The 26,349-nt window shown below is 62.0% G+C and carries 24 protein-coding genes; 22 read left to right on the top strand and 2 right to left on the bottom strand.

The genetic code is table 11. The features are described from left to right. The first annotated feature begins 13 nt into the window (after positions 1-13). The 8 genes from ESZ00_RS15180 to ESZ00_RS15150 all read left to right on the top strand — a co-directional run bounded on the left by ESZ00_RS15180 (position 14) and on the right by ESZ00_RS15150 (position 7,660). A complete protein-coding gene (locus ESZ00_RS15180) occupies positions 14-643 on the top strand; it encodes a Pr6Pr family membrane protein (protein ID WP_204520219.1) in 630 nt (209 codons plus the stop codon). 393 nt (positions 644-1,036) lie between these two features. Next, complete coding sequence (gene recA / locus ESZ00_RS15175; RefSeq protein WP_129209153.1) at positions 1,037-2,119, top strand: recombinase RecA; 1,083 nt, start codon at positions 1,037-1,039, stop codon at positions 2,117-2,119. Between the two features lie 115 nt (positions 2,120-2,234). Further along, positions 2,235-2,681: a hypothetical protein gene (locus tag ESZ00_RS15170; protein ID WP_164981541.1), complete on the top strand. Its 447-nt coding sequence runs from the start codon at positions 2,235-2,237 to the stop codon at positions 2,679-2,681. After that, positions 2,678-3,106, top strand: a complete 429-nt coding sequence (locus ESZ00_RS15165; protein ID WP_129209151.1) for a type II toxin-antitoxin system VapC family toxin — start codon at positions 2,678-2,680, stop codon at positions 3,104-3,106. Before ESZ00_RS15170 ends, ESZ00_RS15165 begins: the two co-directional genes overlap by 4 nt. Continuing rightward, the gene (locus ESZ00_RS20105; protein ID WP_164981526.1) at positions 3,090-3,353 is read left to right on the top strand and encodes a hypothetical protein; all 264 of its coding nucleotides are present in this window, start codon (positions 3,090-3,092) and stop codon (positions 3,351-3,353) included. Before ESZ00_RS15165 ends, ESZ00_RS20105 begins: the two co-directional genes overlap by 17 nt. A gap of 61 nt (positions 3,354-3,414) precedes the next feature. Further along, complete coding sequence (coaD, locus tag ESZ00_RS15160; RefSeq protein WP_129209150.1) at positions 3,415-3,912, top strand: pantetheine-phosphate adenylyltransferase; 498 nt, start codon at positions 3,415-3,417, stop codon at positions 3,910-3,912. Between the two features lie 185 nt (positions 3,913-4,097). After that, positions 4,098-5,729, top strand: coding sequence for a methyl-accepting chemotaxis protein (locus ESZ00_RS15155; protein WP_129209149.1), 1,632 nt, complete (start codon positions 4,098-4,100; stop codon positions 5,727-5,729). 518 nt (positions 5,730-6,247) lie between these two features. After that, a complete protein-coding gene (locus tag ESZ00_RS15150; protein WP_129209148.1) occupies positions 6,248-7,660 on the top strand; it encodes an alginate export family protein in 1,413 nt (470 codons plus the stop codon). A 267-nt stretch (positions 7,661-7,927) separates the two neighbouring features. On the opposite strand, the gene rlmN is transcribed toward ESZ00_RS15150, so the two are convergent. Further along, the gene (gene rlmN / locus ESZ00_RS15145) at positions 7,928-9,094 is read right to left on the bottom strand and encodes a dual-specificity RNA methyltransferase RlmN (RefSeq protein WP_129209147.1); all 1,167 of its coding nucleotides are present in this window, start codon (positions 9,092-9,094) and stop codon (positions 7,928-7,930) included. Between the two features lie 140 nt (positions 9,095-9,234). Between rlmN and ESZ00_RS15140 the strand changes: the two genes are divergently transcribed. From ESZ00_RS15140 to ESZ00_RS15075, 14 genes are all read left to right on the top strand, one after another. Next, complete coding sequence (locus ESZ00_RS15140) at positions 9,235-10,509, top strand: M16 family metallopeptidase (RefSeq protein WP_129209146.1); 1,275 nt, start codon at positions 9,235-9,237, stop codon at positions 10,507-10,509. A gap of 202 nt (positions 10,510-10,711) precedes the next feature. Continuing rightward, positions 10,712-11,257 (top strand): type IV pilin protein, encoded by a 546-nt coding sequence (locus tag ESZ00_RS15135; protein WP_129209145.1) that lies wholly within the window; start codon positions 10,712-10,714, stop codon positions 11,255-11,257. 64 nt (positions 11,258-11,321) lie between these two features. Further along, positions 11,322-12,011, top strand: a complete 690-nt coding sequence (locus tag ESZ00_RS15130; RefSeq protein WP_164981540.1) for a LolA family protein — start codon at positions 11,322-11,324, stop codon at positions 12,009-12,011. Positions 12,012-12,323: 312 nt separating this feature from the next. Beyond that, positions 12,324-13,418: a WD40/YVTN/BNR-like repeat-containing protein gene (locus tag ESZ00_RS15125; protein WP_229741337.1), complete on the top strand. Its 1,095-nt coding sequence runs from the start codon at positions 12,324-12,326 to the stop codon at positions 13,416-13,418. A 177-nt stretch (positions 13,419-13,595) separates the two neighbouring features. Then, complete coding sequence (locus ESZ00_RS15120) at positions 13,596-14,792, top strand: type II secretion system F family protein (protein ID WP_129209144.1); 1,197 nt, start codon at positions 13,596-13,598, stop codon at positions 14,790-14,792. A gap of 104 nt (positions 14,793-14,896) precedes the next feature. Further along, positions 14,897-16,525, top strand: a complete 1,629-nt coding sequence (locus ESZ00_RS15115) for a GspE/PulE family protein (protein ID WP_129209143.1) — start codon at positions 14,897-14,899, stop codon at positions 16,523-16,525. 91 nt (positions 16,526-16,616) lie between these two features. Continuing rightward, a complete protein-coding gene (locus tag ESZ00_RS15110; protein WP_129209142.1) occupies positions 16,617-17,552 on the top strand; it encodes a type IV pilus biogenesis protein PilM in 936 nt (311 codons plus the stop codon). Beyond that, positions 17,552-18,340 carry a PilN domain-containing protein gene (locus tag ESZ00_RS15105; RefSeq protein WP_129209141.1) on the top strand — a complete coding sequence of 263 codons (789 nt, stop codon included), beginning with the start codon at positions 17,552-17,554 and terminating at the stop codon, positions 18,338-18,340. The genes ESZ00_RS15110 and ESZ00_RS15105 overlap by 1 nt, the downstream gene beginning before the upstream one ends. After that, complete coding sequence (locus ESZ00_RS15100) at positions 18,337-18,960, top strand: hypothetical protein (protein WP_129209140.1); 624 nt, start codon at positions 18,337-18,339, stop codon at positions 18,958-18,960. Before ESZ00_RS15105 ends, ESZ00_RS15100 begins: the two co-directional genes overlap by 4 nt. Next, entirely contained in the window at positions 18,960-19,568 is a 609-nt protein-coding gene (locus ESZ00_RS15095; RefSeq protein ID WP_129209139.1) for a hypothetical protein, read from the top strand. Before ESZ00_RS15100 ends, ESZ00_RS15095 begins: the two co-directional genes overlap by 1 nt. 32 nt (positions 19,569-19,600) lie before the next feature. Further along, positions 19,601-20,611 carry a hypothetical protein gene (locus ESZ00_RS15090; RefSeq protein WP_129209138.1) on the top strand — a complete coding sequence of 337 codons (1,011 nt, stop codon included), beginning with the start codon at positions 19,601-19,603 and terminating at the stop codon, positions 20,609-20,611. A 145-nt stretch (positions 20,612-20,756) separates the two neighbouring features. Beyond that, a complete protein-coding gene (asd, locus tag ESZ00_RS15085) occupies positions 20,757-21,836 on the top strand; it encodes an aspartate-semialdehyde dehydrogenase (protein WP_129209137.1) in 1,080 nt (359 codons plus the stop codon). Then, a complete protein-coding gene (lysC, locus tag ESZ00_RS15080) occupies positions 21,833-23,272 on the top strand; it encodes a lysine-sensitive aspartokinase 3 (RefSeq protein WP_129209136.1) in 1,440 nt (479 codons plus the stop codon). The genes asd and lysC overlap by 4 nt, the downstream gene beginning before the upstream one ends. Positions 23,273-23,283: 11 nt before the next feature. Then, positions 23,284-23,967 (top strand): 4-hydroxy-tetrahydrodipicolinate reductase, encoded by a 684-nt coding sequence (locus ESZ00_RS15075; RefSeq protein WP_129209135.1) that lies wholly within the window; start codon positions 23,284-23,286, stop codon positions 23,965-23,967. 70 nt (positions 23,968-24,037) lie between these two features. Here ESZ00_RS15075 and ESZ00_RS15070 read toward each other — a convergent pair whose 3' ends face one another. Beyond that, positions 24,038-26,320 carry a penicillin acylase family protein gene (locus ESZ00_RS15070; protein WP_129209134.1) on the bottom strand — a complete coding sequence of 761 codons (2,283 nt, stop codon included), beginning with the start codon at positions 26,318-26,320 and terminating at the stop codon, positions 24,038-24,040. Positions 26,321-26,349: the final 29 nt, after the last annotated feature.

Genomic DNA, 26,349 nt, shown 5'->3' with positions numbered 1-26,349 from the left:
AGGCACGGCGTCATTGACTGACCAGAGGATTGCATCTCCGGCATCGGGGTTCGTCGCGGCCTCGATCGCGGCCGCCGCGCTGGCGGGGCTTGGCGTGCAGAGTGCGGTGCTCTTTGCCGGGAATCACTCGGCCGGGCTGACGCTCTGGATTCTGCTGCGCTACTTCACCATTCTCACGAACGTGCTGGTTGTGGTTGTATTTGGACTGGCTGCGGGAGGTCTTCGGAAACCTTCTCTGCTCGCCGGTACGGTGCTGTCGATCGCACTGGTGGGCGTAGTCTACGGGTTGCTGCTGCACGGGCTGGTGGAGCTTTCGGGCGGATCGGCGGTGGCCAATGCGCTGCTGCACGATGTGACTCCGGCCGGATCTGTGATCTGGTGGCTGGCGCTCGCGCCGAAGGGCGGCCTGCGGTGGCGTGATCCTCTGCTGTGGGCCCTGTTTCCGCTGGGCTACCTTGGTTATGCCCTGGTACGCGGCGCCTGGGAGGGTCTGTATGCCTATCCCTTCCTCGATGTGCCGGCGCTGGGGTGGTTGCGCGTGGCGGGAAACGCGGCGGGGCTTGCCGTATGCTTTCTGGCCTGCGGATACCTGATGGTCTGGGGTGCGCGCTCCAGAGCCGGGGTTTCAGGGGCCCGGCTTTAGGACTTCCTTACATCTTCCTTGTACGGGCTTTGCGGGATGACATTTCCACTCGTGATGGAGGGTGGATTTGCTGGCTCGCTGGTTCTCATTGGCCGTTCTGGGAGGTGTGTCCGTGCTGGGGATCGCATTTTTATGCTGGGTTTTGGTGATGCTGTGCAGGGAAAGCCGCCGGAGGGCTGCACCGACGAGGTGCGACAGGATCCGGCAACGGATCGCGGAGCTGCGGGATTTCGGGCGGTGACGCGGGCTGGCCGGCGGGAAATGTTACCATCGTTTTTGTTTTTTGTTCGCCCCTCGCGTTTTCGATGCTAAGATGACCTCAAGTCGCACTGTCCCGTTTGGAAACAGGTTCTAAAACGGTGTTGAAGGTGTGTCCCGACTGGAGATTTTGACGTGGCAGATGACCGTTCCCGCGCTATAGACCTGGCGCTTTCGCAGATCGAAAAACAGTTTGGCAAGGGCTCCATCATGCGCCTGGGCAGCAAAGAGGCGGTGGTGCCGATTTCGACGATCTCGACCGGGTCGATCTCCTTTGACGCCGCGCTCGGCGTGGGCGGTGTGCCCCGCGGTCGCGTGATCGAGATCTTCGGGCCGGAATCCTCGGGTAAGACGACGATTACGCTGCAGATCATCGCCGAGGCCCAGAAACTGGGCGGCATGGCGGCCTTCGTCGATGCCGAGCACGCGCTCGATCCGGTCTACGCGAAGAAGCTGGGCGTGGACGTGGACAACCTGCTGGTCTCGCAGCCGGACTACGGCGAGCAGGCGCTCGAAATCACCGAGGCGCTGGTGCGCTCGGGTGCGATCGACGTGCTGGTGGTCGACTCGGTGGCGGCGTTGGTGCCCAAGGCGGAACTCGATGGCGAGATGGGCGATTCGCATGTCGGCCTGCAGGCCCGCCTGATGTCGCAGGCGCTGCGTAAGTTGACCGGAACCGTATCGAAATCAAGGACTTGCCTGATCTTTATTAACCAGATCCGCGAAAAGATCGGCGTGATGTTTGGTAATCCCGAGACCACGACCGGCGGCCGCGCGCTGAAGTTCTACTCCTCGGTGCGCGTCGATATCCGGCGCATCGCGGCGGTGAAGGAGGGCGACGTGGTGGTGGGTTCGCGCACCAAGGTCAAGATCGTGAAGAACAAGGTCGCCGCACCCTTCCGCGAGGCCGAGTTCGACATCCTGTACGGAGAAGGCATCTCGCGCGAAGGCGACGTGCTCGATCTCGCGGTGAACAACAACATTGTCGAGAAGTCGGGCGCCTGGTACAGCTACAGCGGCGAGCGCATCGGCCAGGGACGCGAGAACGTGCGCAACTTTCTCAAGGAAAACAAGGATACCTTCGGCCGCATCGACACGCAGCTTCGCCAGAAGCTGGGCATCGTGACGCCGGGTGCAGCACCCGAGGTGCCGGCGGTGCCGGTGAATGGTGCCGCTGCAGCGCAGGAAGCAGTGAGGCCGGCGGCGCGTCGGCAGTAGCAGTAGTTTCAGATTGGAACAAAAAGGGAAGGCCTTTGGGCCTTCTCTTTTTTTATTGGGTATATGTGTATATGTATTAGGTGTAATGTATGTATGTGAGGCGAATGTGCCGGGTTTGAATGAAACGGTTCGAGAATATGTGCTTTCGCAATATGTCCGCCCTGCGCGGGAGCAGGGGCTGGATGTGGTACGAATCAATGCCGGAGAGGTGCACCGCAGTCTGCGCTGGGTTAACCGTGTGCCCTCGGTATGCACCGCATTGGGCTCGCAGCGGTTGCAGCGTGAGACGGGGCTGGAGCTGATCGAGAAAAAGGGTCCACCGTCGGGCTTTGGGACGCGGGCGGAGTTTACCTATCGCATTGCCCGGCCTGAGAGTACGGCTGGTCAGGATGTGGCTGAGAAGAAGGTCACGCTTGACGATCTCTATGGGCTGTTCTCCGGGATGTTTCCGGAACCGGGCGGCATGGAGGCGTGGATCAGGAAAGAGCGCGCGGCGATGACGTTCCGCCCTGATCCGAATCTTGATCCGGAGCTTGACCCGGAAGGCGAAGAAAGCCTGTGATCCGGGTCTATTGGGACACGATGCTGTTTGCCTACATGCTTGAAGCCCATCCGGAATATGGGCCGAGGATGCGTGAGGTGTATGGGGTCCTGGCCCGCCGAGGCGCAAGGATCTGCACCAGCATTTTTACCGTGGGAGAAGTGCTGACCTATCCGAAGAAGCTGCAGGATGAGGGCAGGGTGCGGATGCTGATGCGATATTTCGAGGACAGCGGGGACGTGGAAGTGCTCCCTTTCTCAATGCGCACGGCGAAAAGTTATGCTGCCATTCGTGCTGTGCACCGGGTTCTACCTGCAGATGCGGTTCATCTGGCCAGCGCCGCTGAATTGGAGGTAGACATGTTCATGACCAACGACCGGAAGCTGCAGGGCCTGCAGGTGGAAGGGATTAAATTCATCACCGGGATGGATGGCAGGCTGCTTTGAGGAGCGCTTCAAGGAGCAGATCGAGGGGAAGATGACTAATCCTCAGAAAGTGTATGTTTTTCTGAAAGAAAACTCAGGGCAGGCATTTTGCGATGACTGTATTGAGAGGGCCGTTGGCGTTGACCGGCACCAGGTACACACCATTGCGGCTACTCTGGGGCTGTTCCCGCTCGAATTCAAGCGTTGTGCTTCGAGCTGCGCGAGCCGATGTGCGGACCGCGACAAACAGGTGACCATGGCGATCTGAGTACTGGCAGCAGCGACCGGGCTTTGTTGCCATCTGCTTTCGCAGCTACAATCCAACTGGCGTGAATACTGTTAAGGCTATCTATCCGGGCAGCTTTGATCCGGTGACGAACGGGCATCTGGACCTGATTGCGCGGGGATCGAAGATCTTCGATCATCTCGTGGTTGCCATCCTGAGGAACTCGCACAAGAACCCGCTGTTCACCGTCTCCGAGCGTGTCGAGATGCTCACCGAGGCAGTGGCCGGCTTCGGCAACGTGTCAGTAGCCACTTTCGACGGGCTGCTGGTGGATTTTGCCCGGCAGGAGCAGGCGCACGCGGTTTTGCGCGGCATCCGCGCGATCAGCGACTACGAATACGAGCTGCAGATGGCCCTGATGAACCGCCGCCTCTCGCCGGAGCTGGAGACGATCTTCCTGATGCCGGATGCGAAGTACTCCTTCGTGAGTTCGCGGCTGGTAAAGGAAGTCTTCGAGCTGGGCGGATCGGTGGACGGCCTGGTGCCGGAGTTCGTCATCGAGCGGCTGAAGCAGCACGTGCCCGGCGACGAGCGCCGCTGACTCCTTCGCTTCTTTTTCATTCATCGCGCAGCGGTTTCTCTTGGGCAGGGGAGGCGGCTGGCGTGGCATCTCTCGGTCGAAAATTCAGGTTGTGGATGGCTTTGCCGATGTAGTCCGAAGAGCTGGACATACGCGTGGAGAGCTTTTCGGTGCCGGCTCAATACTTCGAGTGTCGAGGGCCGCGCATGCAATGGTTCCGCAATTTACGTGCTTTTCCCAAGCTGATGCTGAGCTTTGGGCTGGTGATTGTCCTGAACGCGATGACCGGGATGCTGGCGCTCAGCCGCCTCAGTGACGCGAATCAGCGTGTCTCGATCGCCTATACGCGCGATCTGGACGCGATCTCCCAGGTGGACAACGTGACGGCGGCCAAGCTGGGCATGGCGCGCCTGACGCGCGATGCGCTGATCTTTATCAAGGACAGGAAGCGCGTAGCTGACGATGCCCGGGCTTTCGACGAGCTGGCCACGCAGACCAGCCAGAGCCTGGCCAAGCTGGACGCGGACTTCAGGGGAGAGGATGGTTCGGCGCAGATTGCCGAGATGGCGAGGCTGTTGCCTGGGTATGTCGAGCTCTGCCGCCTGGTGCTGACGCGGGCGCAGGCCGGAGACCAGGCAGGCGGAACGGCGGCGCTCGATGCGGTGCAGGGAGTGGCGAAGACGCTCAATGCGGATTCGGCGGCGGCATCGCGGGCCAAGCAGCAGCGCGCACAGCGGGTTGCTGCGGAGAGTGAAGCCACCTATCGCAATACGCGTGACGTACTGTGGACGGCGATTGTGCTGTGCATGCTGACCGGAGTGGGGCTGAGCGTCTGGATTGGGCGGCTGTTCTCCGTGCCGCTGGGACGGACAGTGGAATTGCTCAAGGAGGTGGCGCGCGGCGACCTGACGCAGAGCCTCGCGGCGGAGAGCCAGGACGAGACGGGAGCAATGGCCCGGGAGCTGAACGCGGCGCTGCAAAGCCTGCGCGCCACGCTGACCAGTGTCGCAGATGCGGCCTCGGGACTGAATACAGCCTCGCGGGAGCTGGCTGCCTCGGCCGATGCCATTGCATCCGGAGCACAGACGCAGGCGGCGAGCCTGGAGGAGACCTCGGCGAGCCTCGAAGAGATCACGGCGACGGTGCGGCAGACCGCAGACCAGGCGCGGGAAGCGAATCAGCTCTCGGCTACCTCCGGTGGTACGGCGGAGTCTGGGCAGAAGGTAGTCCAGGAGGCCGTGGCGGCGATGAACGAGATTCATGCGGCCTCGGCGAAGATTGCCAGCATCATTGCCTCGATTGACGAGATTTCCTTCCAGACCAACCTGCTGGCGGTGAATGCGGCGGTCGAGGCGGCGCGTGCCGGCGAGCAGGGCCGGGGCTTTGCTGTCGTGGCGACCGAGGTGCGGAGCCTCGCGGTGCGCAGCGCCGATGCGGCCAAGGAGATTCGGCGGCTGATTGGAGACACGGTGCACAAGGTGGAGCGGGGCGCGGAGCTGGTGAACGGCTCGGGCGAGACGCTGCAGCAGATTGTCACCTCGGTGAAGCGGGTGTGCGGCATTGTGAGCGAGATGTCCGTGGCCTGCTCGGAGCAGAGCGTGGGCGTGGAGCAGGTGAGCACCGCCATGACGCAGATGGACCAGGTGATGCAGGCCAATTCCTCGCAGACCGAAGAGCTGGCCGCGACAGCCGCGACACTCTCCGACCACTCCTCGAGCCTGCTTGAGCTGGTAAGCCGCTTTCGCATCGACGCAGACGCGCCTCCCCGGCTATCCATGCCGGCCAGGAGCGGACCGGAGCGCAGCGGCGCACTGCATCTACGGCCCTCGCTGGGCTGACTGTTGCGCGCAGAGCGGGACTGGCTGTCCAGGCGATTGCGCTGCGCGCCGTCCGCTCCCTTCGGTCGCGGGACTGGCCGTCCAGGCCCTTTGCCTTCAGCCTCCGCTCCCTTTGGTCGCGAATTGGGATATTCACGGTGGAGACGGATATGGGTGCCCCACATCTCGATTTTGAGATGTGGGAAAGCACGAACTCCCGAAGCAAGAATCCTGCGAACCCGCATCTCGAACGGCTCGAGATGTGGGGCACCCTGGTTCCTTTGCTGCATCTTCTTTGCGGAGCTCTGCGTTCTTTGCGTCTTTGCGCTGAAAAGAAGCGCAGTGGCAGGGATTCCTCTGTGCCCTCTGTGGTGATGATTTCCTCTCCACTCGAGCAACTGTGGGCTTGCATGGGCCAACGTGGGAAGTTCCTATCCGTAACATCGAGATTTTCCTCAAGGCTGTCGATGAACGAGGCAGTGCCGGCGATCCTGCGCTGCTGGGGAATCGCGGGCGAATGACAGTCTTCGAGGATTGCTATGTTCTCTGCATGCCATGGTGTCTTTCCGGTTCGGCCCGCTATCCGGCCGGGAACGACGGCAAATGTACTCAGAAACAATGTGCGGGCGGTTGCGGTGTTCTGTTTTGCGGCGATGGCGCCGCTGCTGGCCTCGGCGCAGTACAAGGACTATCCGCAGAAGGCGGGCGTGGTGCAGAATGTGCCGACCAAGCTGCTGCCGGGCTGGCTCTCGCTCGACATGCAGGTGCGCGGACGGACCGAAGGCGAGACGACGGTGAGCAACGTCTCGGGCAACGGGCAGGTGTATGAGCTGACGCGAGTGTGGCCGGGGATCGAGGCGCGGCCTGCTTCGTGGATGACGATCTATGCGCAGGCGATGGATTCGCATGCGCTGGGGCTGCCGCTCAAGTATGTGGCCTCTAATATGCGCGACAACTTCGACCTGCGCCAGTGCTATGTCTCCGTGCATGCGCATGACGCCTCGATCCTGGCCGGACGGCAGGAGCTGCGCTTTGGCGGCGAGCGGCTGGTGGGCATTTCGGACTGGACAAATGTGAGCCGCACCTTCGACGGCTTCAGCGCGCAGTATGGCGAGGCTAACCGGGTGACGGTCTTCAGCGCTTCGGTGGTGAAGATTTATCCGACGGCCTTCGACGAGCACGCGGGCGGGCTGAATTTTCACGGGGTGTATGGATCGCTGGGCCGCGTGGTGCCGCATGCGACGGTCGAGCCGTATGTCTTCGTGAAGGCGATGCCGTGGGTGAAGGGGCAGCAGGGCAGGTACGGCACGGAAACCGAGGCGGCGCCGGGGATGCGCGTGCTGGTGAACGCGCCGGAGGGCTTCGAGGTGGTAGCCGAGGGCGTGCTCGAGCGCGGCAGCTATGCGAATGACTCGATCCACGCAGGCGCGGGGTATATCAAGGCCGGAGAGACAGCGAAGTACCTGCCCTGGACGCCGCGGTTGCTCTTCGAATACGACTATGCGACCGGCAACACGCACCGCAATGCCGAGCGGGTCAGCACCTTCGACCAGCTCTATCCGAGTTCGCACAATGCCTTCGGCCTGGTGGACCTCTTCGGCTGGCAGAACATCCAGCAGGAGCGGATCAACCTCGACCTGCGGCCGGATTCACGGCTGACGCTCCTGATCCAGGGGGAGTTTCTGCAGACGGCGACGGGCAAGGACAGCGTCTACAGCGGATCGGCGAGTACGGTGGTAAAGCCGCCGACGGGTGGATTCAAGAGCGACGGGATCGGGCGCGAATTCGACGCCTCGGCGAAGTACCTCGTGACTTCTTCGGTGGTGATGAATGCTGGTGTGGCGCATTTTGCTCCAGGAGCGGTGATGGCGAACAACGGCCACGGTTCGCCCATCACGCTGGGATACCTGGCGCTGACCTACCGTTTCAAGTTGCAGAAAAAAGGAGCATAGAGCCTGTTATGAACTTTCGCGCGAGCGGCGTTGCTGGGGAAAATCGGCGCAGACGAGGCGGAGGCCGAAGACATAGGCTATTCCTAGGCGAGGCCGACAACGAAGTATGGGCCGATTTTCCCCGCAACCCTTCAGGGCTGGGGCCAATTTTCCCGATCTCTTCGTCGCTCGCTGCTCGGAGATAACCCGATATCCGTCGCAACTCGCTCCTCGACCTCGAAAAAATTGGCGCCCAGCGTCCGCTGCGGGAAAGTTCATAACAGGCTCTCAGGCTTCGACGGTGCGCTTGAGCTGGCCGCAGGCGGCGTAGATGTCGCGTCCTCGGGGACGGCGCAGGAAGGCGGGGATGCCGGCGGCGATGAGCGCCTGCTGGAATCGTTCGACGCTTGCGGGCGCGGGCATGGTGTAGGGGATGCCGGGGCCGGGGTTCCAGGCAATGAGGTTGACCTTGGCCGGCAGGCCGCAGCGGCGGACGAGGCGGATGACCTCGCTGGCGTGCTCCGGCTGATCGTTGACGCCGCCCAGCAGCACATATTCGAAGGTCACGCGTTCGCGGGGGCGCAGCGGCACCTTGCGGATGGCGTCCATGAGTGCGGCGATATCCCATTTGCGGGTGATGGGCATGACCTGCTCGCGGACCGCGTCGTTGGAGGCGTTGAGCGAGAGGGCGAGCTTGGGCCGGACCGGCTCGGTGGCGAAGCGCTCGATGCCGGGGACGATGCCGGAGGTAGAGACGGTCATGCGCGATTCGGCGATGCCGACTTCGTTCACCAGCAGGCGGACAGCGTCCATGAAGGCGTCGTAGTTCAGAAACGGCTCGCCCATGCCCATAAACACAAGATTGATACGGTCGCGGCCGATGCGGACCTTGTGGCGGTCGAGGACGGCGACAACCTGCCCGGCAATCTCGCCTGGCGTGAGGTTGCGGATGATGCCGAGCTTGGCCGTCAGGCAGAACTGGCAGTTGACCGCGCAGCCGATCTGCGAAGAGACGCAGATGGTCGCGTCGTGATGGCCTCCCTGCTCGATGGTTAGAACTTCTTCCTCTCCGGCTTCCGATCCGTCGCCGGCTTCGCCGTCATCGCCTTCGGGCATCCAGACCGTTTCGACCGTCTGGCCATCGGCGGTGGCGATGAGGTATCGTTCGGTGCCGTCGACGGAGCGGAAGGTCTCGGCAATCCGCGGGCGGCCGACTTCATAACCGGCGGCGCGCATCTGCTCGCGGACGGACTGGGGCAGCGTGGTGAGGGCTTCGAGCGAGTCCACGCGGTCGCGGTAAAGGGCCTGGGAAAGCTGGCGGGCGCGGTACGCAGGCAGTGAAAACTCTTGCGACAGGACGGTAAGTTGCTGATGGGAAAGGCCAAAAAGAGGTCGGATCGCCTGGGGTTCCGGAGCGTCTAAAATGGAATAGAGATTGTTTCTGCCAGACGTCATCAGCTGTTTCGGTTTCCGCTGTGTCAGCATAGCGCATTCTGCGCGCTCCCTGTCTGCATATTGACCCGCGCAACTCCGAAAGATACGGCCCCCCAAAATTCCCGTGACGTATGGCCTCCCAGGAAAGGTCGAAAGACTGAATGAGCAATGAACGCAATATCCGCCGCACGATTCTGCCCAATGGCCTCACCATTCTGACCGAAAAGATGAACCACATCCGCTCGGTGGCCATGGGGGTGTGGATCGGCGCGGGCTCCCGGCATGAACTGCCCGAGGTAAACGGCATTTCGCATTTTGTGGAACACATGGTCTTCAAGGGCACCAAATCGCGCTCGGCGCAGCGGATTGCGCGCGAAGTGGACGCGATCGGCGGCAACCTCGATGCCTTTACCGGCAAGGAGACGGTCTGCTTCAACATGAAGGTGCTTGACGAGCACGTGCCCACGGCGCTCGAGGTGCTGAGCGATCTGGTGCTGAACCCGGTCTTCTCGCCCGAGGAGATTGACCGCGAGCGCGGCGTGATCCTCGAAGAGATCAAGATGGACGAGGACAACCCGGACTACCTGGTGCACGAGATTTTCACCCAGAATTTCTGGAAGGATCATCCGCTGGGCAAGCCGATCCTCGGCACCAAGGAGACAGTAAAGAGCTTCGAGCGGGACACGCTCTTCGGCTACTACGATTCGCGCTTTCTCGGTGGGAACATGGTCTTTTCGGCGGCCGGGAACATCGAGCATGACGAGTTCGTCGAGCGGGTGACACGCAAGTTTGAGTCGCTGCCTGCCGGGCAGAGCGTCAACGGCGGAGAGCCGCCGAAGACCGCGGCGCGGATCAATCTGCGCAACAAGAAATCTCTGGAGCAGGTGCAGTTATGCCTCGGCGTGCCTTCGCCGCCGGTGGCCGACGAGCAGCGCTACGTGACGCTGGTGCTGAACACGGTGCTGGGCGGCGGCATGAGTTCGCGCCTCTTCCAGACGGTGCGCGAGGAGCGCGGCCTGGCCTATGCGATTTACAGCGACTTGAGCCCGTATCGCGATACTGGCGCACTGTGCGTCTATGCCGGAACCTCGTCGTCGAAGGCGATCGAGGTGGTGAAGCTGGTGATGGAGGAGTTCGGCAAGCTGAAGCAGGTGCCCCTGAGCGCCGATGAGCTTCGCAGGGCGAAAGATCAGTTGAAGGGCAATCTTCTGCTGTCGCTCGAGAGCTCGATGTCGCGGATGTCGAACCTGGCCCGCCAGCAGATGTACTTTAACTACTTCTTCGGGCTGCAGGAGATCCTGGACAAGGTGGAGCATGTCACGGCCGAGCAGGTGATGGAGATGGCGCAGACGCTCTTCCAGCCGGAGCGGGTAGCGGCGACGCTGCTCGGACGTCTCGACGGATTGAAGCTCACGCGCGATCTGCTGGTGTGTTGACGGCGAGGGTGCAGGGGACAGGGGAAGTGAATATTTGCCTTGTTCTGTGATGTGGACGCCCGGGGCTTTTTCTACACCCCATCCCCTTGTTCGAGCGGGGAACTGGCCTCCGGCGTCTTTTATCCTTTAGGATTGCGTTTGGCGGAGCCGGAGTTGCGATTGGGCGAAGCCCGCTGCGCAGGATTATCGAAGGGTATTGATCATGACACGACTTGTTCTTCTCAGCCTTCTCTCGCGCCGCAAGCGCCGTGGCATTGTTCCAGACGCCGAAGCGGGCTTTACGCTCATGGAGCTGCTGATCGTCATCAGCATCATGCTGATCCTGATGCTGATCGCGATCCCGAACTTTGCCGGCATGAAGATGCAGGCCAATGAGACCTCGGCCATCCAGTCGCTGCGCGCCATCTACGAGGCGCAGATCCAGTACCAGACCACCTATCCGCAGAATGGCTTTGCCAGCAATCTGCAGGAGCTGGGCGGCGATCCGAAGTCGGGCGCGCCCACGGCGACCTCGGCGCAGCTGCTGCAGGGCGATCTGACCGGCGGGCAGAAGAGCGGCTATACCTTCACCATCGTGAACACCACCAAGACCACGGTGAACAACCAGGATATGTACACCGGCTACGAAGTGACGGCGGTGCCGCAGGCGGTGGGCAAGACCGGTCACTCCGGCTTCTGCATCGACCAGCAGGGCGAGGTGCGCAAGGACCCGACCGGCGGCACGAACTGCACGGTCGCCCTGCAGTAAGCAGCGCGGCGCAGCCAGGGTTTACTCTGGAAGCGTGAGAAATCTTTCCAATCACGGCGGACCGATGCGGTCCGCCGTTTTGCTTTTGGCGCTTGTGCCGCTGAGCGGCACGGCTCTTTCGGCTGAAAACCTTTCGGCTGGAACCGCGCCCGTGGGTCAGGCTTCCGCTGCGATGACGGCCGAGACGCTGGCCGGCCGGATCGACGCGCATTACAACCGGTTGCACTCGCTCGAGGTGCATTTTGTCCAGACCTACGAGGGGATGGGTATGAACCGGAAGGAAGAGGGCGCTCTGCTGCTCAAGAAGCCAGGGCGGATGCGCTGGACCTATTCGCAGCCCGACGGCAAGCTCTTTGTGCTCGACGGCAAGGATGGCTATTTCTACTCGCCGGGGCAAAACGAGGCGCAGAAGGTTCCGGCAAAGGAACTGGATGACATGCGCTCGCCGCTGAGCCTGCTGCTGGGCCATACGCAACTGATGAAACAGCTGAACGGCATCGCACTGCGGACGAACGACGACGGCACCTGGACGCTGACCGGCGTGCCCAAGGGTCTCGAAAAGCGGGTTGCGTCCTTTGCCGTGACCGCGGCTGCCGATGGCACCATTCATGCGCTGCGCGTGGAAGAGACGGACGGCATCGTGAACGGCTTCCGCTTTTCGGGTGAGGCGGCGAATGTCCCGGTGAAGGATTCGGATTTTGTCTTTGTGCCGCCGCAAGGGGTGCATATCGTGACCGGGCTGCCTCCGGCCTGATCTTTGTACCGGGTGCCCCACCCATGACCAGCCGTTGGTCATGGGTGGGTCTCCGAAAAACCGAAAGTAAGCCACGACGGACAGAATTCGCCGCAGAGGAGCCTTTACCTCTGCCAGCATCCAGGTTCGCGCAAAGACCGCCAAGTTTCGCGGAGCGCGCAAAAAAGATATGGGTGCCCCATATCTCGTTTTGTTCGAGATGTGGGTTCGCAGGATGTGCTTGTTCTGGGGGGATGCCTTCCCTCGTCTCAAAGGCGAGACGTGGGGCATCCGGGTTCGTTCGATAGGGAAGCAGGCGGGTTAGGATGGGCCATGATCCGATCCTGCCGTCTGCTTGCTCTTACGCTATTCGCTGCCTTGCCGTTCCTTGCTCAGAATGTGAGGGCCCAGGATGTGAAGTCTGGCCCTTGGGTGATGCAGAACGGCGGGACGACGGCGAGTCTGCGGGGGATTCACGCGGTGGGCGGCGGCGTGGCCTGGGCCAGCGGCACGGGCGGCACGGTGCTGCGGACCGAGGACAGTGGTTACATGTGGCAGAGCTGCGCCATGCCTCCGGGTGCGGAGAAGCTGGATTTTCGCGGCATCTGGGCCTGGGACGCGAACAATGCCGTGGTGATGGCGTCGGGACCGGGAGACCAGTCGCGGGTCTATAAGACGACGGATGGGTGCTCGCACTGGACGCTGGAGCTGACCAATCCGGATAAGGATGGGTTCTGGGATGCCTTGGTGTTCCAGGATCGGAAGACCGGATTTCTGCTCGGCGATCCGGTGAGCGGGCGGTTCGTCGTGATGAAGACTGTGGATGGCGGACAGAGCTGGAGCCGCTCGAAGGCTCAGGGGCTTGAGGCTACGCCCGAGGCCAAGGGCGCATTTGCGGCGAGCAATACGTCGTTGGTCATCCTGCCAAACCACCGGCTCCTTTTTGGCACTGGAGGTGGAGTTCTCTACCATGGGGTTCATTTCGAAAGTACGGTGCTGGACGCACCGGCAAATACTTCGCCTGCGACGTCAGGGGCTTTTGAACACCTGTCTGTTCCTCTAGCGGGTAAAGGAGATGCGGCCGGAATCTTCTCCCTCGCCTTCGCCGATGCTCTGCACGGTGTCGCCGTGGGCGGCGATTATCAGAAGCCGAATGAGTCTGTTGGCACGGCGGCATGGACCTCGGATGGCGGCAAGACCTGGACGGCGGCGGTGAAGCCTCCGCACGGATACCGGTCGTCGGTGGCCTGGGATGCGGACGCGAAGGCATGGATTGCGGCGGGGACGAACGGCTCCGACATCAGTTATGACGGTGGTAAGACCTGGGCAAAACTCGACGACGGGAACTGGAACGCTCTGAGCCTGCCCTGGATTGTCGGTCCGAAGGGCAGGATGGCGAAGCTGGGGGTGCTTCCGCCGAAGCCATAGGGTCTTTTTGTGCGATCCAGCTTTTGAGCTGCGGTGTCCTGCCGGGGATTTACGCCGGGAAGGGGACGCGCCGATAAGCTTCTGAGAAGATGGATGCGGCCGAACGGGCAGGAGGGGAAGCGCGTCTATTCCCATGACCGGCCCTATCCGGGAACTGGTACCCTGAAATAGTCCTTCATGGCAGAATTTGTTATCAAGCTGGCCGATGAGCGTGGCCGTGTGCAGGAGCAGGTGCAGTCGGCGGCCTCGGCCGAGGAGCTGCGCCAGCGGTTTACGCAGGCAGGCTATTACGTTTATTCGGTCAAGGCCAAGGGCCTGACGGGCGGCCGCAAGAAGGCCAAGCTCGAGACCTTTCTCATTTTCAATCAACAGTTTCTGACGCTCATCAAGGCGGGTCTGCCGATCCTCGGCTCGCTCGAGATGCTCTCGAAGAGCCAGAAGAACTCGGCCTTTGCCGGGCAGCTGCAGAATGTGGCGGCGCGGGTGCGCACGGGTGAGTCGATCTCGGCGGCCTTCGAGGCGCAGGGCGGCTTTCCGCTGATGTACACGACGACGCTGCTGGCCGGCGAGCGAAGCGGCAACCTCGAAGAGGTTCTGGGGCGCTTTCTCTCCTTTCAGCGGATTTCGCTGAGCTTCCGCAAGAAATTGACAGCCTCGCTGATCTACCCGGCGCTGCTGATCTGCCTGGTCTTCGGGCTTTTCGTCTTCCTGATCACCTTCGTGGTGCCCCGCTTTGCGACACTCTACGACCAGCTGGGGACGAACCTGCCGTGGCTGACGCTGCTGCTGCTGAAGGTCGGAAACGATGCCCAGAAGTATGTTCTGTACGTGATTCCGGCGCTGGCGCTGATTGTCTTCCTGCTCTTCCGCTGGAGCAAGACGGATAAGGGAGCGGACAGGATCGACGGTATCCGTATCGGGATGCCGGTTTTTGGATCGATCTGGATCAAATATCAGGTGGCGCTGTTTTCGCGTACGCTTTCGACGCTGTTGCAGGGCGGTCTGCCGCTGATGCCGTCGCTTGAGACGGCGGCCCGCTCGATTGCGAGCAAACGGATTGCGAAAGCCGTCTTTTCCTCGGTAGGCAGCATCCGCGAGGGCAACGGGCTGGCTACGAGCCTGGCGTCGACCAGGGTATTTCCCTCGCTCTCGATCGAGATGATCGAAGTGGGCGAGTCGACCGGCGCGCTTCCGCAGATGCTCAACTCGGTGGCGGAATTTTTCGAAGAAGATGTGCAGACGGCGCTGACGGCAGCGATGGCGCTGATCGAGCCGGCGATTCTGATTGTGATGGGTGTGGTGGTCGTCGTTATTCTGATTGCGCTGTATCTGCCGATATTCTCCCTGGGGAGTGCGGCGAATCTCCAGCACTGACGAGCGGCAACCGGCACGAAGGCGAGCGCAGCGGACGATTCGCGACACGCGCAGCGGCAAGCGCCGGCGGAGTGAGAGCAGGCAGGAGTGAAGGGGCAGGATTTATGGCACAGGGACCGGTATTGACGCTTCCCACCGAGCAGGACGAGACAGCGCGGGCACAGGCGCTGGCGGCGCGCTATCGCTCGGAATTCGTCGACCTGAAGAACTTCAAGATCCAGCACGAGCTGTTCAAGACCGTGCCGGTGGACATGATGTTCCGCTACAACTTTGTGCCGCTGGAGCAGGATGGCAACCGGCTGATGATCGCGGTGAGCGATCCAAGCCGGCTGATGATGCTCGATGAGATCAGCGGCCTGCTGGGGCAACGCATCGTGACGCGGGTAGCCACGCTGACCCAGATCATGGACCTGCTCAAGAAGACCGAGCAGTCGCAGCGTGTACTGGATGAGGCGTCGGAGGGTCTTACCTTCGATGTGATCTCGGCCGAGGAGAACCCGGACGAGAACATTTCGATCGAGAAGCTGACCTCGGAAGAGGACATCAGCCCGATCATCCGCCTGGTCGACACGACGATCTTCACCGCGCTCGAGCGGCGCGCCTCCGATATTCATATCGAAACCTATGACGACTCCCTGATCGTGAAGTACCGCATCGACGGCGTGCTGCAGCTCGCCATGGCGCCGATTGCGCGCGAGCACCATTCGACGATCCTCTCCCGTATCAAGGTCATGAGCGAGCTCGACATCGCCGAGCGCCGCGTGCCGCAGGACGGACGTTTCCGGGTGCGCTACAAGGGGCGCCTGATTGATTTCCGCGTCTCGATCATGCCCACGGTGCATGGCGAAAACGCCGTGCTCCGCGTGCTCGACAAAGAGTCGATGAGCGAGAAGTTCAAGAAGCTTACGCTCGAAGTCGTCGGCTTCCATGAAGACGATCTGCGGCGCTTTCGGCGGTATATCCGCGAGCCTTACGGCATGGTGCTGGTCACCGGGCCGACCGGCTCGGGCAAGACGACGACGCTCTACGCCGCGCTCAACGAGATCAAGAGCGACGAAGACAAGATCATCACCATCGAAGACCCGGTCGAATACCAGATCCGCGGCATCACGCAGATTCCGGTCAATGAGAAAAAGGGCCTGACCTTCGCCCGCGGCCTGCGTTCGATTCTGCGCCATGACCCGGACAAGATCCTTGTCGGTGAGATCCGCGACCAGGAGACGGCGCAGATTGCCATCAACTCGGCTCTGACCGGTCACCTGGTCTTCACCACCGTGCACGCGAACAACGTGGTCGATGTGCTGGGGCGCTTCCTGAATATGGGCGTCGAGGCCTACAACTTCGTCTCCGCGCTGAACTGCATCCTGGCGCAGCGGCTGGTGCGTACCATCTGCGAAGATTGCGTGCGTTCGGTGCGCTACGACGATGAGATCCTGATCAACAGCGGTTTGAATCCCGAAGAGTGGCGCGATTTCGACTTCCGCGAGGGTGCGGGCTGCATCGAGTGCGGCGGCACGGGGTATCGCGGACGTACAGCGATCCACGAGCTGCTGGACCTGACCGATCCGATCCGCGAAATCATTCTCGAGAAGAAGCCAGCCTCCGAGGTGCGCAGGATGGCCCAGCAGGAAGGCATGCAGTTCCTGCGCGAATCGGCCATCGACCGCGTGCGGCGCGGCTGGACGACGCTCAAAGAGATCAACAAGGTAACCTTTATCGAGGCTTTCCGGTAGTGCGCGTTCGCGGGTTGTGCGCAGGGGAGAGCAGAACGGTGCCAGGCAAAGCCGGTGATTGCCGGGCCGGGCATACAGGAGCGGCAAGGTAGTGGCTTTTTCTTTCAATTTCTTTGTGCCGCGGGCGAGCCAGCGGCCGCAGCTGGCCTGCGAGATTACGCCGGAAGGCGTCATCGCAGGACGGCATGTGGACGCGGAGCGCTCGGTGACGGCCTTCGCGCCACTGCCGGCAGAGGTGGTGCGTCCGGGCATTGCCGAGGCGAACCTGGCCGACGCGCAGCGTGTGACCCAGGCGATCCGCAAGGCCGTGGATGAGGTTGCGGGTCGCGAGAAGCCGCTGACACTGGTGATTCCGGATGCGGCGGTGCGTGTGCTGCTGATGGATTTTGAAACACTGCCCTCGAAGCTCTCCGAGGCGCTGCCGATTGTGCGCTTCCGGTTGAAGAAGCTGGCGCCCTTTGAGGTGGATGACGCGGCGGTGAGCTACCAGGTGTTGCCGCGCGTGCACGGTGCCGCCAATGGACAGTTGCGCGTGCTGGTGACGGTGATGCCGTCGGCGATTCGCGCGGAATACGAAGCGGTGGTGCGCGCGGCCGGCTACGAGCCGGGCGTGGTGCTGCCGGCGACGCTGGCCGCGGTGGCGGCCGCTCCGGCGCAAGGGGCTTCGCTGATCCTGACGCGCAACGGCCACACCCTGACCACGGTGATCACCGATGGCGACGAGCTGCTGCTGCATCGCTCGCTCGATCTGCCGCCGGGCGATGAAGGGCATGCCGATGAGCTGGCGCGGGCCGTATCGGTTTCGCTGGCCTATTTTGAAGACACGCTGCACTACAAGCCCACGGTGCTGCACTATGCCGGGCCGGGCGGAGCGCAGGAGTTCCGCCGGGCGCTGGGGCCGCATCTGAGCGAGGTGCTGGAGGAGTACGGATTGCAGATTGAAGACCTGTTGCGTGGTCCGCATGGGGCGCTGACGGCGATTCCCTCGGGACTGGCAGCCGGGGTCATGGGGGCGTTGGCCAACTGATGCGCATCTCACTCAATCTTGCCAGCCAGCCGTATGTCGACCTGCGGGCGATCCTGAAGCGGCTGCGTGTGATCATGCTGATCTTGGCGCTGCTGGTGCTGCCGCTGTGGTGGCTGCTGCATGCGAAAGAAGGCGAAGCCGCCGCAGCGACAGCGCGCGTCGATGCCGTCGAACGTCATGTTCGCCAGCTAGAGCTGGAACAGCAGAGCTACCAGGCGATGATGCAGCAACCGCAGAACGCGGCCGTGCTCAAACAGTCCGACTTTCTCAACGGACTTTTCCGCCGCAAATCCTTCTCCTGGACGGCTACGATGACCGATCTCGAGACCGTGCTGCCGACGGGTGTGCAGGTGCTGAGCATCGATCCGCAGGTGGCGAAGGACGGCTCGGTGACGATTCACATGCGTGTGAGCGGCGCGCGCGACCGGGCCATCGAACTGGTACGGAATCTCGAGAAGTCGCGGCACTTCGTGGCGCCGAGGATTACGGCCGAGGCGCAGGCGCAGATTCCGGGACAGAACAATACCAATGCCATGGCCATGCAGCCGGTGAGCGCCTCGACGCTGGTGAACTTCGAGATTCAGGCGGCCTATCGGCCGATCGAGGGCTCGGCGAGCGAAGAGCATGATGCGGAAAAGGCCGCGCAGTCCACTCAGAACGGACAGCCCTCTCAAACCGGACCGGCGCATGCAGCGGCGGCGCACAACGGGACCGTCCATAGCAATGCCCATGGGAATCCACTGGGCATTGCCGGGGCTGCGAAGCCCGGAAAGCAGGGGGCGCGATGAAGAACGTGCGCAAACTCTTTACCCTGCTGAACCTGCACATTGCCGGAGTGGTGATTCTGCTGGGCATAGTGCTCTTTGTGGGAACCAAGGCCTTCATCGCGCTGCATGAGTCCGGCGAGACGCAGTCCGAGGCGTTTCAGCAGGAACAGCTCCACTATGTGCAGCTGAAGGCGCAGATGGGCCATCTTGAAGGGCTGCCGGCCAAGGTGAAGCAGTCGAGCGACGATGCGCAGAAGTTCTACGACAAGCGCATCGCACCGAACTACTCGACGCTGCTCGTGGAATTCTATGCGCCGGCGATCAAGAACCAGGTGCATATTTCGCGCACCGGTTATACGCAGACCGCGGCGATCGAGGGGCTGCGCGAGGTGCGCATCGATGCCAGCCTGAGCGGCGAGTACACCGCGCTGGTGCACTTTATCAACGATCTTGAGCGCGACCAGAATCATGTCTTCTTCACCATTACTGGTGTGGCGCTGAGCGGTCAGCAGGGGGGGCTGGTGAATCTGCGCCTGCGGGCCTCGGCCTATCTCCTGGCCAACGCGAACGATCAGCCACCGCAGTCGTCCGATGAGGGCGAGGCCGCGAATGACGCGGGCGGAGAAGGGGGCAACCAGTAATGGCTCTGAAGATGGGAGCGGAAGACAGGAAGAAGGTCTTCATCGCCGGGGGCCTGGGGCTGGTGGTGCTGGTGCTGGCCGTGCGCATGATTCTCCAGACGTTTGTAGGCGGCAGCACGCCTGCTCCGGCGCCGGCGCCAGCTGCGGGCACGAGCGCGCCGGCTGCTGCAGGAACGGGGCGGGCTTCCGGTGAGCACGAGGCTACGAAGCTTTCGTCGCCGCTGGCGAAGCTCGATCCGACGCTCCATCCGGAATGGATGGCCGCGGCTGAGTCGCTGGAATATGCGGGTAAAGGGCGCAATATCTTCTCGATGAACGCGGAGCCGCCGGCGATTGAGGCAGTGAAGGCGCCGATCCGGCCGGTTGCCGCCATGGTGCCCACCGGGCCTCCGCCTCCTCCTCCGATCGATCTCAAGTTCTTCGGGTACGAGGAGTCGAAGTCGGGCAAACGCAGGGCATTCCTGCTCCACGGCGACGATGTGTTCATCGCATTGGAAGGGGATGTCGTCGATCATCGTTACAAGGTGCTGAGCATTCTGCCCACTTCGCTGCGCGTGGAGGATATCCCGTACAGCAACACGCAGAGCCTGCCCCGGATACAGAACTAGCGGCGGATGGCGCCGGTTTGCGGTACAGCAGCATGAGAGTTTCCTTCCAACACGGACGACAGCGCGAGGGCAGCGGCGAAGAAGGCATTGTGCTGCTGTTCGTCATCTTCATGGTGGCGATTCTGCTGATCGCGCTGGCCGTGGCCGCGCCGAAGATGGCCAAACAGCTCCAGCGCGACAAGGAGCTGGAGCTGTGGCATCGCGGCATGCAGTACAAGCGCGCGATCAAGCTGTACTACAAGAAGTTCGGCGCGTATCCGACGTCCATCGATCAGTTGATGAACACCAACGATATCCGCTACCTGCGCAAGCGTTATAAAGACCCCATGACCGGCAAGGATGACTGGAAACCGGTGTATTTCGGGCAGGTGCATGTGCAGACGCTAGGGCTCTTCGGGCAGCCGCTGACGGCAGCCGGCGCGGCCGGCACCGCAGGAGTGAGCGCGATGGCCGGATCAACCGCGGGGTTGATGGCAACGTCGAGCACGGATAGCAGCGGCTCTTCGGACAGCAGCGGCTCGACGAATAACACCTCGACAACCAGCGGCAGCTCGTTTGGCAGCACTTCTTCTACGGACAGTGGCAGTTCGTTCGGCAGCTCCTCGTCGAGCTTTGGGTCTACTTCCAGCTCTCCCACAGGAACAACGACGGGTAGTACAAGCGGATCGATGTTTGCGTCGTCCTCGTCGAGCAGCGATTCCGGTTTGAGCGGGGGCGGTCCAATCGTCGGCGTGGTGATTCCGGATACGCGTGCCTCGATCATGGAGTACAAGAAGCAGAAGCACTATAACCAGTGGGAGTTTGTCTATGATCCGCTGGAGGACCAGCTGCTGAATGGCGGTGCCGCTGCGTCGACGAGTGCGAGCGGCTTGAGCACTACGGGGACATCCACCACGAGTTCCGGAACATTCGGCAGCAGCAGCTCGGGTAGCAGCTTGTTTGGCAGCAGCTCGAGTTCGGGCTCCAGCAGCAGTACGGGTTCAGGCAGCAGCTCAGGCTCGAGCAGCACCGGCACGACGGATAATTCCAGCCCTCAGATGTAGCCTGCGCCTCGTTCGCGTCATCTGGCGCGTGCGTGGCCGCGCGGGAAGACGTTACACTGTTGCTACACGATTCAGTCCCGGTGCTCCAGCTTTGATAAGCCGGGCAGTGTAACTCTTGACGAGTCAGGCAGGCAGATCGAAAGACATGCGGCAGAAGATTGGAATTCTCGGCGCGACCGGAATGGTCGGCCAGCGGTTTATCCAGCTCCTCGAAAATCATCCCTGGTTTGAAGTAGCGTGGCTGGCGGCGAGCGATCGCTCGAGTGGCAAGAAGTACGGCGAAGCAGTCAAGTGGAAGCTGGACACGGCGCTGCCCGAGCGCATCGCGAACATGACCGTCTCTCCGGCGGTTCCTGACCATGCCCCCAGGATTATCTTCGCTGCTCTCGATACCGACATCGCACGCGAGATGGAGCCGGCCTTCGCAGCCGCAGGCTGCGCGGTGATTTCGAACTCGAGCGCCTTCCGCATGCACGAGGATGTGCCGCTGGTGATCCCCGAGGTCAACGCCGACCACCTGCCGATCCTTGAAAACCAGACATGGCGCAAGGAGTCGGGCGGCTACATCGTGACCAACCCGAACTGTTCAGCCATTGGACTGGTGCTGGTGCTGAAGCCGCTGGTCGAGCGTTTCGGTATCGACGCGATTTTCGTCAGCACCATGCAGGCCATCAGCGGCGCGGGCTATCCCGGCGTGGCTTCGATGGACATCCTCGGCAACGTGGTGCCGTACATCAAGAACGAAGAAGAGAAGATGCAGGCCGAGACGCTACGCCTGCTGGGTTCGCGCGACGGCAAGCTGGTGAAGCCGCTCGCGGCCGGCATGACCGCGCACTGCAACCGCGTGCCGGTGGAAGATGGCCACACGGAGTCTGTCAGCGTGAAGCTTTCGCGCAAGGCGACGAAGGAAGAGATTCTTGCGGCGTGGCGTGAGTTCCAGCCGCTGGCCGGCCGCGATCTGCCGACAGCTCCTGCGCAGCCGATCGAGTTCGTCGGGCTTGAGGATCGTCCGCAGCCGCGCCTGGACAAGATGCGCGGCAACGGCATGGCGGCGACGGTGGGCCGTCTGCGCGAGTGCACGCTGCTCGACTGGAAGTTCACCGTGCTCTCGCACAACACGATTCGCGGCGCGGCCGGTGCGGCGCTCCTGAATGCGGAGCTGCTGGTTTCGCTCGGCAAGCTCGATCCCGTGAAGAATTCTGACCAGGCGGCTGTCACAGCATGAACAAACTGGTCGTGATGAAGTTCGGCGGCACGTCCGTCGAAGATGCAGTCGCTATCAACCGGACCGCGGGCATCGTCCGTGGCCGCATCGAAAAGGGTCTTACGCCGATCGTGGTGGTTTCGGCGATGGCCAAGGTCACCGACCAGCTGCTGGCAGCCGCTGCAGCAGCAGGACGCGGCGATCGCAGCGGTGCGCTGGCGATCACGGCTCGCCTGCGCAGCCGGCATAAGGAAACCGCTTGTGCGCTTGTCGAGCAGCCGGCGAATGTTGCTCTGAGCGCATCGATCGATGCTGAATTCGATGGCCTGGATGAAGTGCTGCGCGGACTGGCTGCTGTTGGCGAGTTGACACCGCGCATCAGCGACATGATCGTCTCGATGGGCGAGCGTCTTTCGAGCCGCATGATTGCGGAAGCCTTCTCGCAGCGCGGCCTGAACGGCGTGCACGTGGACGCGCGCAAGTGCATCATCACCGACAACCAGCACGGCAAGGCGATTCCAAACGACGCCATGATCGAGGCGCGGCTCAAGGAGCACGTGCTGCCGCATGCGACGGAAGGCCGTACGGTGGTGATGGGTGGTTTTATCGGCTCCTATGTCGCGCCGGGTGCGGTCGAGGATGACAAGATCATCACCACGACGCTGGGCCGCGGCGGCTCGGACTTTACGGCGGCGCTCGTCGGCGGCGGCATCGACGCAGGCGCGATCGAAATCTGGACCGATGTGAACGGCATCATGACGACCGATCCGCGCATTGTGCCCGAGGCGCTGCGCGTGAAGACGATCAGCTTCGAAGAGGCAGCCGAACTCGCCTACTTCGGCGCGAAGGTGCTGCATCCGGCGACGATCCTTCCGGCGGTGAAGAAGAACATCCCGGTGCTGGTGCTGAACTCGCGCAATCCGGAGAACGAAGGCACGCGCATCATCTCGCTCGCGCCGCACTGCAAGAGCCCCTTCAAGTCGATTGCCGCCAAGCGCAAGCTGACAATTATCGACGTGGTGGCGAGCCGCATGCTGATGTCGCATGGCTATCTGAAGGCGATCTTCGATGTCTTCGACAAGCACAAGTGTGCAGTCGATATGGTCTCGACCTCTGAGGTCTCGGTCTCACTGACGGTGGACTCGAATGAAAAGCTGCCGGACATCGCCGCCGATCTGAGCAAGCTGGCCGACGTGAAGTATGAAGGCCGCAAGGCGCTGATCTGCCTGGTGGGCGAAGATATCCGCGGACACAACGGCATTGCCGCGCAGGTTTTCGGCGCGGTGAAGCATGTGAACGTGCGCATGATTTCGCAGGGCGCATCCGAGATCAACATGAGTTTCATGATCGAAGAAGATGACGTGGAAGAAGCCATCCGCTCACTGCACAAGGCGTTCTTCTCGGATCCCGATCCGGAAGTCTTCGACGTGGAAGCGGCCAGGGCCGTGAAGGCGTAGAGGTAGAAAACATGCTGTTTCTGGTGTTAGGGCGAGGCAAGACGGGCCGCGTGGTGGCGGATATCGCGCACGAGCGCGGCCATGGCGTACGCGTGCTGGGTGAGGAAGAGAACCGCGACGCAAGCGCGCTGACGGCTCCATTCCTTGCACAATTCGATGCGGTGATTGACTTCACGACTCCGCAGGCGGTCATCCCGAACATGCGCGCGTGCCTGGCGAACGGTGCGCACATGGTGGTGGGCACCACGGGCTGGTACAGCCAGCTCGAGGATATGCGCGCTTTGGCGGCACGCAAGAATGCCGGGCTGCTCTACGGCACGAATTACTCGGTGGGGGTGCAGGCAACGCTGCGGCTGGCGAAGGAGCTGGCGAAGGCAGTGCCGCACTACCGCTTCTCGATCAGCGAGACGCACCATGTGAGCAAGAAGGATGCGCCTTCGGGTACGGCTCTCTCGCTCAAGCAGGCGCTGCAGTCTGCTGTGCCTGGGCTCGAGGTCGAGATCACCTCGCATCGCGAAGGCGATGCTTCCGGTCTGCACGTGATCGAGGCTCGCTCGGAGAACGATGTGATCGAGCTGAAGCACGAAGCCTTCTCGCGACGTGGCTTCGCCGAGGGCGCGGTGCGCGCGGCGGAATGGATCCACGACAAGAAGGGCGTGTGGGAGTTCAGCGAAATCTCTTCGCAGCTCGGATAAATGGACAAATTTCTTGCGATGACAAGTAAAAGGCAGCGTCCGAGGACGTTGCCTTTCTCTTTTACGAAGGTTATTCTCCCGGGTGATAGACGCGCTCCGTGTGGCCCTGGAGCTGATCGGGATAGAAGTAGACTTCTCGCAGATTGCCGCTGACGTAGCGTTGCGCTTCGTCGTCGAAGTGCGGTGAGGATGGATGACCGCTCTCACCTCCGGCGGTGATGGCGCGGGCGCGGATGCGGGGACCGAATTCAACCACTGCGACGAAGCTGTTGCCGACGGTGCCGTACCATTTCTTGGTTCCTGGATAGGCATGCGCGCCGAAGGCAGCGAGCGAGCCCCACACGGACGAGGTGAAGCCGACGGGGATGCTCGGAGCTGCGTCGTTGAAGGGCTGCTGGATATCGCCCGTGAGCCGCTGGAAGCGATTGATCTGCCCCCATGGGGTCTTCCAGGTGCCGAAGCTGGCGGTGAGTTTTGCCGAGGCTGCGGCGAGTGTGCTGAGCAGTTCGTCCGGTGTGGCCTGCGTCGCCGCATATTCCTGTACGGCGAGGCCTGCGGTGCGTGCATCCGGCTTGATCTTCGGCGAAAGCGTGCTGCGCAGCTCCGTGCCCCAGAAGATGGCGAGCGAGGTGGCGATGGAGTCCACGCCCCAGCGATGGTCCCAGTTGCGCAGCGTGTTTACCTGCTCGGCAAGCTGCGCCTTGCGCGGATCGGCGTCAGGCAGAGCATCCCATGCCTTGACGAGTGCGGGTATGGGCTTGTCGAACCATGGCAGGTAACTGTCGAAGGCGAGTGTGAGCAGGGAATCGAGCGTGAAGTCGGGGTGGTGGGTGAGCAGGCGGATGGCATGCTGGCCGCGCGCGGTTTCTCCACCCATTTCGACGTAGGCAGGGTAGTCGCTCGCACGCAGGCTGCTCGCGCCTGCTCCGGTCCACGGCCAGTTGTTTACGTTGAAGAGATAGCCGCTCTTCGGATTGAGCAGGTGCGGCGTCTCTTCGACGGAGAGCAGGCCATGCCAGTCCGTGGAGGGATCGCTGCCGTCGACGGGGCGCGTGTAGTCAAAGCGTGGATCGCGGCGCGGAATGAAGTTGCCGTGGAAGTAGGCGATGTCGCCGTCGGCATCGACGAAGAGCGTGTTGTTGGAGGAGTTGGCCTGCAGCTCCATGGTCTTCCAATACTCCGCATAGGTGCGGGCCTTGGTGCGCAGGTACGACTGTTCGAGCGCAGCAATCGGGATATTCATGAGCTGGATGGTGATCCAGTGGTCGCCTTCTGCGCGGATGACGGGCCCATGCGAGGTGAAATAGGCGGTAAAGGTGCGCGTGGTGATGCCGGAGGGCTTGGGGTATCGCAGTGTGAAGGTGCGCTCGGTGACGGGACGCCACTCGTTGCCGTACTTATAGAACCAGTGCCCATTGCGAGCGGCGACCGTCTCTACATATTCGTCGACGGCATCGACACCGCTCGAGGTATGCATCCATCCGGCGCGGTCGTTGAAGCCCTGATAGATGAAGAATTGCCCCCAGGTGACGGCGCCGTAGGCATTCAGGCCTTCACCGCTCGTCATTTGTAACTCGGAACGGAAGAAAAAGGACGTATGCGGGTTGATGAGCAGCAGCGGGTGATGATCGACGGTATGCGAGGCCGCGATCACAATGCCGTTTGAGCCCTGCGGCTCGGTCTCGAGCTTGTCGGGATCGAAGCGATCCGGATCGGCGAGCATGGCCAGCTCGCGTGGCGTGGGTGGATGCGGAGGCTGCGTGGAGGCTGAAACGGCTTCGTGGGCCTGCGTGTAGAAAGCCGAAAGTGCTTTGAGGTTCACGCGCTCGATATCGCCGCCGATGCTGCCCTCGGTGAAGGAGAGCGCCATCCATGGCTCGAAATGATGGATGACCGCGGGGTGTACATCGGGATGCGTGGCGAGGTAGTAGTTGAGGCCATCGGCCCACGCGTTCATCAGCTTCTGCAGCCATGCCGGGCTCTGTGTGTAAAGGCGCTGAAGCTCAGTGGGATCGATGAACAGCTGCTGACGGAGATCCTCCCACATAGCTTTCTCGCCTTCTGCTTCGGAGAGGCGTCCGAGAGAGACGAGGTAGTTGCGTTCGATGCGGGGAAAGTCGTCTTCGGCCTGTGCGTAGATCATGCCGAAGACAGCATCGGCGTCAGTCTGGCCGGAGACGTGAGCAATGCCCCAGTCATCGCGGCGGATGGTGACCTGCGCGGCTTCGTGCCGCAAACGTGTGAGCTCCGGGGTGGAAATAGGCTGGGCAGGTGAAAATGCGGGCAGAAGTACAAGAAGAAATGTTCCGGCCAGGGGACAACGCCATCGTCTACGGTGCAAAGGGCTCTCCATGTGCAGGGCTAGTGCGGATGATGGCACAG

This window comes from Silvibacterium dinghuense (assembly GCF_004123295.1).
Taxonomy (GTDB): domain Bacteria; phylum Acidobacteriota; class Terriglobia; order Terriglobales; family Acidobacteriaceae; genus Silvibacterium; species Silvibacterium dinghuense.
This window is presented reverse-complemented; position numbering and strand designations above follow the sequence as displayed.